At 71.0% G+C, this 13,358-nt stretch carries 13 protein-coding genes; all 13 read right to left on the reverse strand.

Features of this window, described 5'->3' with window-relative positions:
* Nucleotides 1-167: 167 nt before the first annotated feature.
* Nucleotides 168-932 carry a hypothetical protein gene (locus CRP30_RS02830; protein WP_097182423.1) on the reverse strand — a complete coding sequence of 255 codons (765 nt, stop codon included), beginning with the start codon at nucleotides 930-932 and terminating at the stop codon, nucleotides 168-170.
* A 76-nt stretch (nucleotides 933-1,008) separates the two neighbouring features.
* Entirely contained in the window at nucleotides 1,009-1,710 is a 702-nt protein-coding gene (locus CRP30_RS02835) for a hypothetical protein (protein WP_097182424.1), read from the reverse strand.
* 88 nt (nucleotides 1,711-1,798) lie between these two features.
* Nucleotides 1,799-3,076, reverse strand: a complete 1,278-nt coding sequence (locus tag CRP30_RS02840; protein ID WP_097182425.1) for an MCE family protein — start codon at nucleotides 3,074-3,076, stop codon at nucleotides 1,799-1,801.
* The gene (locus CRP30_RS02845; protein ID WP_235003127.1) at nucleotides 3,073-4,317 is read right to left on the reverse strand and encodes an MCE family protein; all 1,245 of its coding nucleotides are present in this window, start codon (nucleotides 4,315-4,317) and stop codon (nucleotides 3,073-3,075) included. Before CRP30_RS02845 ends, CRP30_RS02840 begins: the two co-directional genes overlap by 4 nt.
* A gap of 17 nt (nucleotides 4,318-4,334) precedes the next feature.
* Nucleotides 4,335-5,585: an MCE family protein gene (locus tag CRP30_RS02850; RefSeq protein WP_097182427.1), complete on the reverse strand. Its 1,251-nt coding sequence runs from the start codon at nucleotides 5,583-5,585 to the stop codon at nucleotides 4,335-4,337.
* Nucleotides 5,582-6,613, reverse strand: coding sequence for an MCE family protein (locus CRP30_RS02855; protein ID WP_097182428.1), 1,032 nt, complete (start codon nucleotides 6,611-6,613; stop codon nucleotides 5,582-5,584). The genes CRP30_RS02850 and CRP30_RS02855 overlap by 4 nt, the downstream gene beginning before the upstream one ends.
* Nucleotides 6,613-7,674, reverse strand: coding sequence for an MCE family protein (locus CRP30_RS02860; RefSeq protein ID WP_097182429.1), 1,062 nt, complete (start codon nucleotides 7,672-7,674; stop codon nucleotides 6,613-6,615). The genes CRP30_RS02855 and CRP30_RS02860 overlap by 1 nt, the downstream gene beginning before the upstream one ends.
* Nucleotides 7,671-9,038: an MCE family protein gene (locus CRP30_RS02865; RefSeq protein ID WP_097182430.1), complete on the reverse strand. Its 1,368-nt coding sequence runs from the start codon at nucleotides 9,036-9,038 to the stop codon at nucleotides 7,671-7,673. The genes CRP30_RS02860 and CRP30_RS02865 overlap by 4 nt, the downstream gene beginning before the upstream one ends.
* A 7-nt stretch (nucleotides 9,039-9,045) precedes the next feature.
* On the reverse strand, nucleotides 9,046-9,912 hold the full coding sequence (locus CRP30_RS02870) for an MlaE family ABC transporter permease (protein WP_235003128.1): 867 nt from the start codon (nucleotides 9,910-9,912) through the stop codon (nucleotides 9,046-9,048).
* Nucleotides 9,912-10,727: an MlaE family ABC transporter permease gene (locus CRP30_RS02875; protein ID WP_235003129.1), complete on the reverse strand. Its 816-nt coding sequence runs from the start codon at nucleotides 10,725-10,727 to the stop codon at nucleotides 9,912-9,914. The genes CRP30_RS02870 and CRP30_RS02875 overlap by 1 nt, the downstream gene beginning before the upstream one ends.
* On the reverse strand, nucleotides 10,724-11,851 hold the full coding sequence (locus tag CRP30_RS02880; RefSeq protein ID WP_097182431.1) for an ABC transporter ATP-binding protein: 1,128 nt from the start codon (nucleotides 11,849-11,851) through the stop codon (nucleotides 10,724-10,726). The genes CRP30_RS02875 and CRP30_RS02880 overlap by 4 nt, the downstream gene beginning before the upstream one ends.
* Nucleotides 11,852-12,198: 347 nt before the next feature.
* Nucleotides 12,199-12,591, reverse strand: coding sequence for a 50S ribosomal protein L7/L12 (gene rplL / locus CRP30_RS02885; RefSeq protein ID WP_097182432.1), 393 nt, complete (start codon nucleotides 12,589-12,591; stop codon nucleotides 12,199-12,201).
* 17 nt (nucleotides 12,592-12,608) lie between these two features.
* Entirely contained in the window at nucleotides 12,609-13,250 is a 642-nt protein-coding gene (gene rplJ, locus CRP30_RS02890) for a 50S ribosomal protein L10 (protein ID WP_097182433.1), read from the reverse strand.
* Between the last annotated feature and the right edge of the window lie 108 nt (nucleotides 13,251-13,358).

A 13,358-nucleotide genomic window follows, 5' to 3' on the forward strand; every position in this document is an offset into this window, starting at 1 on the left:
CGCTGTCCACGTCGGGGGCGCCGGTGCGACCGGCGCCACACCCTGCGGACTGCGGCGTCGTCGAGCGGGACGCGGCGGGCGTTGCGCGCACCATGATGCCAGCCCCGGCGGTGCCACCGGAATGCCACGCCGCACGGCTGTGGACGGCCCCGTCGCGGGACCGTCCGTCAGCTGGTGGTGAGGAGCGTCAGCTCGCTGATCTTCCAGTCGCCGTCGACCTTGACGACCCGGACCTGGACGGTCTGCGTGCAGGACTGCGCGCCCGCGGGCGTCACCAGGCACCCCGACCCCTCCGGAGCCGGCTGCTCCCCGCTGTTCACCGACTGCACGACGTACTGGCCGAAGACCACCAGCGTCGCGGTGTCCTGCGCGTCGTTGACCTGCTGCAGCCCGACGTCGAGCACCTCGTAGCTCGTCGTCGCCGACACCTGCTCGTAGGTGTCGATGATCCCGCCCTGGCCGAGATCCTCCTCGTACTGGTCGCGGAGGTCGCCGGTCAGGACGTCGAGCTTGCCCTGGATGCTGCCCTCGGAGTCCTCGTAGTCGTAGGCGTACAGCGCCCGGACGCCGTCCCGCGTCGCCGCGAAGATCGAGGAGTCGACGTAGCTCGGGTTGAACCGCTGCCACAGGAGCACGCCGACACCGGCGGCCGCGGCCAGGCACAGCAGGGCCAGCACCAGCGCCAACGCCGAGGAGCGGCGCGCGACCGGAGCCGCCGCGGCCGCCGCGGCAGGCGCCGTGGACGCCCTCGTGGCCCGGGACGTGCGCGGGCGAGCGGTCGCGGCAGCGTCGGTGGAGCCCGTCGCCTCGTCGCTTCGGGCCGGCCGAGCCGTCGCCTCGGGACGGGTCGCCTCGGGACGGGTCGCCTCGGGACGGGGGACATCGGGACGGGGGTTGTCCCCGTCCTCGCGCTCGCGGCGGCTACCGGCCACGCGCGGGCGGGGGCTGGGGGTCGCCCTCCCGCCCGGCCGCGGCCGGGGCGTGGGCCGGGAACGGCCCTCGGGGTTCTCACTCACTCTCGACACCGGTTCCCTTGATGCCGGACAGCAGCCAGCGGTCGTCGGACTTCTCCAGCTCGACCTCGATGCGGTAGCGCACCACCTGGGCCTGCTCGCTGGCGTTGCTCTGCTGGGTCGACTCGATGACCAGCCACACCGTGGCGGACGCGTCCTCGGCCCTGGTCACCCCACCGCCGACCACCTCGGTGTTGACGACGGCCTCCGCGGCCGTGATCTGGTCGCGTCGGCCGTCCAGCTCGGCGACGCCCTCCTCGCGCAGGTCCCCCGTGGCCACCCGTCGCATCTGCTCGATGTCGTCGTCGAGGGTCAGGTAGTCGAACGAGGTGAAGTCGACGACGCCGGAGCGGGCGGCCTGCAGGGCCTCCACGTAGTCCCCGGTCCGGACGGCGGACGCCTCGGGCCGGGTCAGCCACAGGTAGCCCAGCCCGCCGCACAGCAGGAGCAGCACCACCAGCAGCGTCGGGACGAGCGGGACGGACAGCCGGCCGCCGGTGCGCGCAGCACCGTCGCCGTCGTCCCCGCTCCCCCGGCGGCCCCGGCGCCGACCGGTGGATGCCTCGGCGGCCTCCGTGCCCGCGGCGGCACCGTCTCCGGTCCCGTCCGTCCCCGGCGTGGTCGGCTCCGCGCCGTCCACGGACGACCGGGCGGCCTCCTGCGGGTCGCCGCTCTCCCCGGGACCGGCGGAGGTCACGACCTCGTCCTCCCGTGGGCGCGCTTCACTCGTCACGCGCGCGATTCTCCCTGTTCTGTGGTGGTGCCGGTCCGCGGCGTGCCGCGGTTCACCCGGCGGTGGTGAAGGCGAAGGGGTTCGCCGACAGGAGCTGGCCCAGCACGTCCGGGACCACGCCCGACAGCGGCGGCACCTGGCCGGTGGTGGAGCCCTGCGGTCCGCTGGAGCGGGTCCCACCGGTCCGGCCGATGTTCTGCTCGCCCCGGATGTTCGACCCGTTCTCGTCGTAGCCGTCACCCGGGTTCGGGTCGACGCCGTTGATGACCCGGCAGGACACCGCGTCGACGTCGGCGTTCGCCACGGCCCCCTCGCTCGGCAGCGAGGTGGTCGGGACGTACCCCGTGGTGCAGCTGTGCGGGTCGCCGGCGTTGAGCACGAAGCCGAAGTGCGACCGCATCTGCCCGTCGGGGTCGCGTCGCACGACGGTGAAGTTGCCCGAGACGACGTCCGGATAGGTCACGAGCAGCTGCTCGACGTTGTTCAGGCGCGGGATCGTGACGTCGTTGAGGATGTCGATGTTGCGGATCAGGGATCCCAGCCCCGGTCCCGCGTCCCGCACCAGCTGCTCGAGCTGCGCGCCGGCGTCGGGGGCGTTGACCACGAGCCCCCGCAGGTCGGGGTCGATCTCGACCAGGGTGTCGGTGAAGGTGCGCAGCTCCGAGGCCCACTGCTCGATGGCCGAGCGACTGGCCACCTGGGTCTCGAGCACGGTGCGCCCGTCGGTGATCAGCTGCAGCGTCTGCGGCAGGGACTGCTCGGCCCGGGCCAGCAGCACGTCACCGTTGTCGATGAGCCGGCCGAGGTCGTCCCCCGCGCCGGCGAAGGCCGTGCCGAGCTCGTCGACGACGGTGCGGAGGTTCTCCTGGTCGATGGAGCCCACCAGCTCGTCCAGGTTGAGGAGCAGCTGCTCGACCGGCACCGGGATGCCGGTCCGCTGGGCCGGGATGACCGAGCCGTCCTCCAGGTAGGGCCCCTCGTCGGTGTCCGGGCGCAGATCGACGTACTGCTCGCCGACGGCGCTCCGGGTCGCGACGAACGCCGACGTGCCGGCGGGGATGGGGTCGGTGTCCGGGTCGATCGTCAGGGACACGCGGACGCCGTCGTCGACGAGCTCCATGTCGGTGACCCGGCCGACGGCGACGCCGCGGTAGGTGACCTCCGCGTTGACGAAGATGCCGCCGGAGTCGCGGAAGTCGGCGGCCACCTCGTAGCCGTTGCCGAGCACCACGCGGTCCAGGCCGACGTAGTTGAACCCGAGGTAGGCCATGCCCACGACCGCGAGTGCGGCGAAGGCCGCCAGCTTGAGCTTGGTCTTGCGCGTGATCACTGGGTCACTCCCGGGATGGACGGGAGGCCGAGCCGGCCGGTGGCCTCCTCGGCCCCAGGCACCTGCCCGACGACGTCGGGGAGGGTCGGGAGGGACAGCGCCGACTGCTGCTGCGGGCTCGCCGCCTGGCCACCGCCCTGGGTGCCGCCCTGGTTGCCGGGCGCGGTGCCCGGCTGCCCGCACTGGGTACCGACCAGGTCCTGGGGCTGGATCTTCAGCGCCCCCGTCGTCTGATCGATCACGTAGCGGCAGAGCAGCTCCGACAGGTCGAAGTTCAGCTCTGCGGTCATGTTGGTGAACAGGCCGTAGCCACCGGTCTGGGCCTCGCGGTAGTTGAGGGCGGAGAGCGAGCTGTCCGGGAAGGGATAGGTGAGCAGCAGCTCGAGGGAGCCGGCGAGGTTCGGACCCGCGGCGGCCAGCTGGCTGAGCACCGGCTGGAGGAGCTGCAGGTCCGCGATGGTGTTCTCCGCGGACTGGTTGATGACCCGCGTGCCGACGTCGCCCAGCCGGGCCAGGCTCTCCAGCATCGAGACCAGGAGATCGCGCTGCTGGTTGATGACGTCGAGGCCGGGCCCGATCGTGTCCAACGCCGTCCTGATCGTGGCGGTGCGGGCGGCCAGCGTCTCGGCCAGCCGGTTCGCGCTGTCCAGCGCCCGGCTGATCTCGGCCTTCTGCTCGTCCAGTCCCCCGATGAAGGTGTCGAGCTGGTCGAGCGTGTTCTTGAGCTCGCTCTCCCGGCCCTCCATGGCCTCCCCGAGCTCACGGCTGATCGTCTGGAGCTGCGCGAGACCGCCGCCGTTGAGCACGAGGGACACCGCGCCGAGAAGCTCCTCGACCTCCACGTTGCGGTTGGTCCGGTCCAGGGGGATGACCGGCTGGTCCCGGAGGTCGCCCTGGGGCTCGGCGTTGCCCGGCGGCGCCAGCTCGACGTACTTCTCACCGAGGAGGGAGGACTGCTGGATCGCGGCGACGGAGTTGGCGGGCAGGTCGACGTCGCCGTTGACGAGGATGGTGACCCGCGCGGTCCAGTCGTCGTCGAGCTCGATCTTCTCGACCCGTCCGACCGGGACGTCGGCGACCCGGACGGCGGACTGCTGGACGAGGTCGAGCACGTCGAGGAACTCGACCTCGACCTCGTACGGGTCGTCGCCCACGTCGGCTCCACCGGGCAGGCTGAACGAGTACGCCCCCCGGAACCCGCACCCGCTGAGCAGCACCAGGCCGAGGCCCAGCGCGGCCACCTTCCGTGCAGTACGCATCATTCCGACGCCCCCGTGATCGCCGGCAGACCGATCGGGTTGGGCAGCGGGCCGCCGCCCCCGCCTCCCCCGGCGAGCGCCTCACGGAGCTCCTCGTAGTCCGGTCGGCCGTTGCCGTTCAGGTCGTCCAGGGTGCCGTCGGCGTCGGCGTCCCCGGAAAGCAGTCGGGCGCAGACGGCCTCGGTGGTCGTCTGCAGCGGCTGCAGCACGCCGTTCACGACCTCCCCCGCCACGGGCAGGTCCTCGATCCGGACCCGGCCCAGCTGGAACAGCGCCCCGCAGACCAGCACCTCCGCGTTCACGGCCCCGAGCCCGTTGTCGCGAGTGTCGAGCGTGCCGTAGTCGGGGTTGTAGGCGTGTGCCAGGTTGCCCAGCGCCGCCGGGGCGACGTCCATGATCTCGGCGAGCGCGTCGCGCTGCTGCACCAGGGAGAGGGTGACGTCGGCGAGCCGGTTCACGTTGGTCGACAGCAGCGTCCGGTTGTCGCGGATGAAGCCGGCGACGTCGGCGAGGGACTGCGAGAGCAGCCGCACGGCAGCCGCCAGGTCCTCCCGCTCGTCGGCGAGCAGCTCGGAGACCGCCGCCATGTTCTGGTTGAACTGGCCCACCTGCGCGTCGACCGTCGCCAGCGCCGTGGTGAAGGTCTGCAGGTTGTCCAGGGAGGAGAAGAGGTCGTCCCGGTTGGTGGCCAGCGTCTCCACGGCCTGCGAGAAGCCGGTGAGGGTCCGGTTCAGCGCCTCGCCGTTGCCGTCGAGGTTGGCCGCGCCGACGTCCACGAGGTCCGACAGCGCACCGTTCTCGTTGGCGCCGTCGGGGCCCAGTGCCGCGGACAGCTCGTCGAGCGCGCCGTACACCTGGTCGAGCTCGACCGGCGTCGCGGTCCGGTCCATCGGGATCTCGGCGCCGTCCTCCATGGCGGGGCCGCCGTCGTACGGCGGGGAGAACTGCACGTAGCGGTCGGAGACCAGCGACGGGGCCAGGACGACGGCCTGCGCATCGGCCGGGATGTCGTAGTCGTCGTCGATGACCATGTCGACGCGCACCCGGTCGCCCAGCGCGGTGATGTCGGTGATGTCGCCGACGTCGATGCCCAGGATGCTGACCCCGGACCCGGGGTAGAGCCCGACGGTCTGCGCGAAGTACGCCGTGACGCGGTACTGGCCGGCCGGTCGGAGCACCGTCCAGCCCACCGCGGCCAGCAGCACGAACGCGGCGGCGAGGGCGACGCCACGCTGCAGGGAGCCGCTCATCCTGTCTCCTCCGAGCAGCCGACGGGCAGGGGTGACTGCGAGACGCTGCCGCAGACCACGGAGCCGAGCGCCGAGGGCAACAGGTCGTTGACGAAGCTGTCGAACCATCGGCCGTTGCCGAGGGTGTTGGCGAACACGCGCACGAACGGCGCGAAGTTGTTCACCGTCTCGGCGAGGGCCGCCCGGTTCCGGCTGAGGATGTCGGTCACCGTGGACAACTGCTGCAGCGTGGGCGTCAGCGCCTCGCGGTTGTCCGCCACCAGGCCGGAGAGCTGGGTGGCCAGCTCCTGCACGTTGGTGAGGATCGAGTCGATCAGCGCCCGCCGCTCCTGCACCTCGGTGAGCAAGGTGTTGGAGTCGAGGATGAGCTCCGTGAACTCGCCGTTGCGGTCGGCGAGCACCTGCGTCACCTGCCGCGTGGCCGACAGCAGCTGCTGGAGCTGCTGGTCGCGCGAGGCGATCGTGTCCGAGAGCCGGGCCAGCCCCTGCAGGGAGGTCCGCACCTCGTCCGGGGTCTCGGCGAAGGTGTCCGCCAGCACCTCGAAGGAGCTGGCGAGCTGGGCCGTGTCGAGCTCCTCCACCGTGGTCGACAGGTCGGCGAAGGCCTCGACGACGTCGTAGGGGGACGCCGTCCGTTCCAGCGGGATCGGCTGCTCGGGGTCCAGCTCACCGGAGCCGCGGGGCACGAGCGCCAGGTACTTGGCACCCAGGACGGTCTCGATCTTGATGGCCGCCTCGGAGCGGTCACCGACGAAGGCGTCCCGGACCCGGAACTCGACCAGGACCGCCCCGTCCTCCAGCGCCAGGCTCTCGACCTTCCCGACCTTCACCCCCGCGACCCGGACGACGTCGTCGGGCTTGAGGCCGGCGGCTTCGGAGAACTGCGCCTTGTAGACCGTGCCGCCACCGATGAGCGGCAGCGACTGCGCGTTGAAGGCGAGGAAGACCAGCGTCGCGATGACGCTCAGGCTGATCGCGCCGATCGTCACCGGGTTGCGCTGCCGGAAGGGCTTGGATTCGCGTGCCATCAGCTGCAGCCCTCCGCTCCGCTGTCGAACCGGAACTGCTGGCCGGTCTCCGTGCCCCCGGTGAGCGGTGTGGCGGGGAGCGTGACCGTGCCGCCGGCGGAGCACAGGAAGAAGTTGAACCAGCTGCCGTTGATCGCCGTCCGCGTGATCAGGTCGATCTTGACCGGCGAGAGCTGCAGGAACTCCTCCACCACGTCGCCGTCCTCGGCGAGGTTCGTCGAGAGGTCGCCCAGCGCCTGGATGTCGGCCGCGAGCGGCGCCCGCGCGTCCGCCAGGAAGTCGCTGGTCGCCACCGCGAGGGTGTCGATCGTCTGCAGCGAGTCGAAGATGGCCTCCCGGTCACCGGCCAGGCCGGTGACGAACTGCTGCAGGCTGACCACGAGGTCCGACAGCTGCTGGTCGCGCTCGGCGACCGTGCTCATCACCGTCGTCAGGTTGTCGATCATGCTGCCGATGACGGCGTCCTTGTCCGCCAGCGAGTCGCTCAGCGAGGCGACGTGGGACAGCAGGCTCTCCACGGTTCCGCCCTCGCCCTGGAACACCTGGATGATCTCGAAGGACAGCCGGTTCATGTCGGCCGGCGACAACGCCTGCAGCAGCGGCCGGAAGCCCCCGAAGAGCGTGGTCAGGTCCAGCGCGGGCGTCGTCCGGGACAGCGGGATGGTCGCGCCCTCGTCGAGGGTCTCCCCCGACGAGCCCTCGCTGTCGGTGAGGGCGATGTAGCGCTGTCCCACCAGGTTCCGGTAGCGGATGGTCGCCTCGACCGCGGCGGGCAGCGGGACGTCGCTGGACACCTCGAGCTCGACCTCGGCCACCGGCCGGTCGGTGCCCTCGGCCAGGCCGATGGCGGTGACCTGGCCGACGCGGACACCGGAGATGCGCACCTCGTCGCCCTCGACCAGGCCGGCGACGTCGGTGAACTCCGCCCGGTAGGCCAACTGCTCGCCGTAGCCCGCGTTGGTGATGGTGCTGATCAGCACGTAGCTGGCCAGGATCGTCACCAGCGCGAAGACGATCAGCTTGACCAGCGGGGCGACCATCCCCCGCATCTTCTCCTTCATCGCAGCATCACCTGCGTCCCCCGCAGGAGCGGCGTCAGCGTCGACGCCGCCAGGTCCGACACCTGTGCCGGCTCGCGGCCGGTCTGGTAACCGAGGATGTTGCGCACGAAGTCCAGTTCCGCTGTCGATCCGGGCAGGTTGAAGGGCAGCGACTGCCCGGCCGACGGGTTGGGGTCACCGGCGCCCGGCGGGAGGTCGTTCGGTCCGCTGCCACCCAGGCACACCGGGTTGCCGGTGGAGGGGTTGTCCACGGAGTCGACCCCGTCGGCCGGCGGGGCCGGGCAGTAGTACTCCCCGGCCTGCGCCGCGGCCATCAGCCCGTCGATGTCGGCCAGACCCTGGCAGTCGGGCCCGGACTGGTCGAGGTACTCCGGCTGGTCGCCCGGTACGTACGGGTTCCGCGGCGGGAAGCTCACCACGATGTTCAGGTTCAGCGCGGGGTCGCCGTCGCCCCCGAAGGACTCCGTGGTCAGCGGTGCCGCCCGGGTGAGTCCCTCGAGGATGCAGGGGTAGCTGGGCGAGTACTTCGCGAAGACGCCGAGCACCGGACGCGACGACGCGGCCATCGAGATGATGTTCTGCTCGTTGACCTCGAGGAATCCGGCCGTCGTCGCTGCCGAGCTGTCGCCGACGGTGAAGGTCCGGCGCAGCTGCTCCTGCTGGTCGACGATGGTCGTGTTGGTGATCGCCAGGTTGTCCAGGACGGCCAGCAGGTCGTCGGCGGCCGAGTCGTAGGTGTCGGCGAAGTCGGCCAGCAGGGTGATGTCCTCCTGCAGCTCCGGCAGCACGGTGTTGATCTCCCCGAAGTAGCGGCCGGTCGTCGCCAGGTTGGCGCCGAGGTCGTCGCCGCTCCCCCGTAGGGCGTCGGCGACCGCACCCAGGGTGAAGCTGAGATCCTGCGGCTGCACGGCCTGCAGCAGCGGCAGCATGTCGTCGATCACGCGCTGCAGCTCGATGGCGTTCTCGCTGCGGTCCTCCCCGATGACGTCGCCGTCGGCCAGGCGCTCCTGGCTCGGCCGCTCGGGCAGCTCGAGGGAGACGTACCGCTCGCCGAACAGCGTCTTGGGCAGCAGGCGCGCGTTGACGTCCGCCGGGATCTGGTCGAGGTACTCGGGGTTGATCGCCAGCTCGATCGTGGCGCCCTCGGCGCTGGCCTCCACCTCGCGGACGTCACCGACGATCACCCCGCGCACCTTGACGTCGGAGGCCTCCTGCAGCTGGTTGCCCGCCGTGTCGGTCTCGAGCGTCACGCGGGCGACGTCGGTGAACGCCTTGTTGTACTGCGCCACCGCCGCCGCGAGGAGGAGGAGCAGGACGACCAGGAACGCCAGGCCCTGGATCCGGATCCGGATCTTCTTGCTCACGCCGCGCTCACCCCGCGATCCGGACTGTGGTGGTCGAGCCCCAGATGGCCAGGGACAGGAACAGGTCGATGATGTTCACCGCGACGATCGAGAAGCGCACCGCGCGGCCGACCGCCAGGCCCACGCCCGCCGGCCCGCCGCTGGCGCGGTAGCCGTAGTAGCAGTGGGTCAGGATGATCACGACGGCGAAGACGAGCACCTTGAGGAACGACCACAGCACGTCCTGCGGAGGCAGGAACAGGTTGAAGTAGTGGTCGTAGGTACCCGTCGACTGGCCGTAGGCCTGCGTGGCGATCAGCCGGGTGGCGAAGTAACTGGTCAGCAGCCCCAGCACGTACAGCGGGATGACGGCGATGAAGCCGGCGACGATGCGGGTCGTCACCAGGAACGGCAGCGACGGCACGCCCATGACCTCGAGGGCGTCGATCTCCTCGTTGATCCGCATCGCGCCGATCTGCGCGGTGAACCCGCAGCCGACGGTGGCCGACAGCGCGAGCCCGGCCACCAGCGGCGCGATCTCGCGGGTGTTGAAGTACGCGGAGAGGAAGCCGGTGAACGCCGACGTGCCGAGCTGGTCGAGGGCCGCGTACCCCTGCAGCCCGACCTCGGTGCCGGTGAAGAACGACAGGAACGCGATGACGCCGACGGTGCCGCCGATGACCGCGAGCGCGCCGGTCCCGAAGGTCACCTCGGCCAGGAGCCGGAACGTCTCCCGCTTGTAGCGCTTGAGGGTGCGCGGGGTCCAGGCCAGGGCCCGGCCGTAGAACCCGAGCTGGTCGCCGAGGTCGTCGAGGGTGTCCAGCGGCTTCTTGCCGACCCGCTTCAGCTTCCGCAGGCCGACCTTGACCCGGTCACCGGGTGAGAGCAGCGCCATCACTGCCCCTTCGGTGGGACGAGCTGGAAGTAGATCGCGGTGATCACGAAGTTCACCGCGAACAGCAGCAGGAACGTGATGACGACGGACTGGTTCACCGCGTCACCGACGCCCTTGGGCCCACCTCCGGCGCGCAACCCCTTGTAGGACGCGACGATGCCGGCGATCAGCCCGAAGATCAGCGCCTTGAGCTCGCCCGACCAGAAGTCCTCGACCTGGGCGAGCGCGCTGAAGGAGGCCAGGTAGGCCCCTGGTGTGCCGCCCTGGAGGACGACGTTGAAGAAGTAGCCACCGGCGACACCGACGACGCTCACCAGTCCGTTCAACAGGACCGCGACCAGCATCGAGGCCAGCACGCGGGGCACCACGAGGCGCTGGATCGGGTCGATGCCCAGCACCTCCATGGCGTCGATCTCGTCGCGGATCTTCCGGGCGCCGAGGTCGGCGCAGATGGCCGATCCGCCGGCGCCGGCGATCAGCAGGGCCGTGACGATCGGGCTCGCCTCGCGGAGGACCGCCAGGACGGATGCGGACCCGGTGAACGACTGCGCGCCCAGCTGCCGGGTGAGCGAACCGAGCTGCAGCGCGATCACCGCGCCGAAGGGGATCGCCACCAGGGCCGTGGGGATGATCGTGACGCTGGCGACGAACCACGCCTGCTGGAGGAACTCCCGGATCTGGAACGGCCGCTTGGGCAGCGACCGGATGACGTCGAGCGCGAACGCGAAGAGGTTGCCGCTGGCCGCGAGCGGGCGGGTCGGCGAGAACTTGCCGTCGAGCAGGCCGGGGGCCTTCGGCTTGTCGGTCGCCGTCACGCCTCACCGCCCTGCCGCGGCAGCACGGCGGTCGCGGTGGAGCCGGCCTGCGCCTCGGGCGCCCAGTGCCGCCCACCGGCTCCCGTCGTCGGCTCGAACGCACCCGCGTCCGCCTTCGCGAGGAGGTCGTCCGGCAGCGACTTCCGGATGGCCGCCTGGGTCTCCTCGTCGAACTCGTGCAGCATGCGGGCGACGCGCTCCTGGCGGCGCTTCTCGGCCTTGCGCTCGGGCAGACCCTCCGTGGGCGTCAGCTGCGGCGGGACGGCGTCCCCACCGGAGGCGCCCTTGGGGCCGACCCCGTTGTGCGAGTCCCCGCCGCGCGCCTCAAGGGCGGCCATCTCGGCCTCGACCTGGGCGACGTCCTTCTCCTCGCTCATCCCGATCGGGCCCTCGCGCCGGCCGTTGAGGAACTGGCGGACGACCGGCTCCTGCGAGGTGAGCAGCTGCTCGCGGGGGCCGAACATCACCAGGTTGCGGCGGAAGAGCAGGCCGAGGTTGTCCGGCACGGTGCGGGCGGTGCCGATGTCGTGCGTGACGATGAGGAACGTGGCGTCGATCTGGGCGTTGAGGTCGACGATGAGCTGGTTGAGGTAGGCGACGCGGACCGGGTCGAGACCGGAGTCCGGCTCGTCGAACAGGATGATCTCGGGGTCGAGCACCAGGGCGCGGGCGAGGCCGGCGCGCTTGCGCATGCCTCCGGAGATCTCGCCGGGGAGCTTCCCCTCGGCGCCCTGGAGGCCGACCATGTCCATCTTCTCGAGGACGATCGACTTGACCTCGGACTCGCTCTTCTTGGTGTGCTCGCGCAGCGGGAACGCGATGTTGTCGAAGAGGTTCATGGAGCCGAACAGCGCGCCGTCCTGGAACAGGACGCCGAAGAGCTTGCGGATCTCGTAGAGCTGGTGCTCGCTCGTCCGGACGATGTCGGTGTCCTTGATGACGATCGAGCCCTTCTCGGGCTTGAGCAGGCCGACCAGCGACTTCAGGAACACCGACTTGCCGGTGCCCGACGGGCCGAGCAGCACGGAGATCTCCCCGGGCGGCAGGGTCAGGGTGACGTCGCTCCAGATGTTCTGGCTGCCGAACGACTTGGTCAGACCCTCGACCTCAACTGCGACGCCCACGACTGCCTGCCCCTCCGCTCCGGCTGCGTTGCCGGTTCCCCGCCCCGTCGCGATGACGAGCCCCGGCAGTGTCCGATGTCGTGGGCCCGTCCGCATGTCGGACGCCCACAACCCGCTTCTACTGACGAGTAACGACGTCGCGGGCAACAGGTTACGTGTGTCACGCAGTTTGCGTGACCCGGGTCTCCATCAATCCCCCACTCGGGTCCCGCCCAGGAACGCAGCAGGGGCCGCCCTCCCGGAGGAGGACGGCCCCTGCTGCCGTGCGGTGGTGCTGGTGACGCGATGGAACGGCCCCGTCCCGGGCCCCGCCCTGAGCTAGCGAAGGGTGGGGAGGACGGGGTACGTCACTTGACGGTGACGGTGGCGCCGGCGCCCTCGAGAGAGGCCTTGGCCTTCTCGGCAGCGTCCTTGGCGACCTTCTCCAGGACCGGCTTCGGTGCGTTGTCGACCAGGTCCTTGGCCTCCTTGAGGCCGAGCGAGGTCAGGCTGCGCACCTCCTTGATGACCTGGATCTTCTTGTCGCCGGCAGCCTCGAGGATGACGTCGAACTCGTCCTGCTCGGCAGCGGCCTCGTCGCCACCGCCGCCGCCACCGGCGGCAGGGGCGGCCGCGACGGCCACGGGGGCAGCAGCGGTGACGTCGAACGTCTCCTCGAACTGCTTCACGAAGTCGGACAGCTCGAGGAGGGTCATCTCCTTGAAAGCGTCGAGCAGGTCGGCGCTGGAAATCTTGGCCATGTCGGTCTCCTTCTGGGTCAGTCGTCGCTGGCCGCGTCGGCGGCAGCGGTGGTGGTCTCGGGGGTGGTGTCAGCAGCAGCGTCGTCCGAGGCGGGGGCCTCGGAGGCCGTGTCGTCGGCAGCGGGAGCCTCGGCAGCCGGTGCGTCGGCGGCCTTCTTCTCCTGCAGCGCGGCGGCGAGGCGGGCGACCTGCGACAGCGGGGCCTGGAACAGCCCGGCAGCCTTGGTCAGGTTGCCCTTCATGGCGCCGGCCAGCTTGGCCAGCAGGACCTCACGGGGCTCGACGTCCGCGAGGCGGGTGACCTCGGAGGCGTCGACCGTGCGACCGTCGACCACGCCGCCCTTGACGACGAGCAGCGGGTTGGCCTTCGCGAAGTCGCGGATGGCCTTCGCGGCCTCGACCGGGTCGCCCTGGATGAAGGCGATCGCGGTGGGGCCGTTGAGCAACGGGGCGAGGTCGGAGAAACCGACCGCGTCCGCCGCCCGCTTCGTCAGGGTGTTCTTGACGACGGCGTAGCTGCTGCCCTCACCGAGGGAACGGCGCAGCTGGGTCAGCTGCGCCACGGTGAGCCCGCGGTACTCGGTGAGCACGGCCGCACTCGAGTTCTGGAACCGGTCGGTGATCTCGTCGATCACCGCGGCCTTTACCTGCGTGGGCATGGGCCTCCTCTCGTCTGTCGGGCGACCACCCGTCGGCGCGCGACTGCGTGCGACGAGGGACCCGGAGACGAGGAACGCCCCGGCGCAGAGCGCACGGGGCGAGGGGCA

The organism is Blastococcus haudaquaticus (assembly GCF_900230285.1).
In the GTDB taxonomy this organism is placed as follows: Bacteria; Actinomycetota; Actinomycetes; order Mycobacteriales; family Geodermatophilaceae; genus Blastococcus_B; species Blastococcus_B haudaquaticus.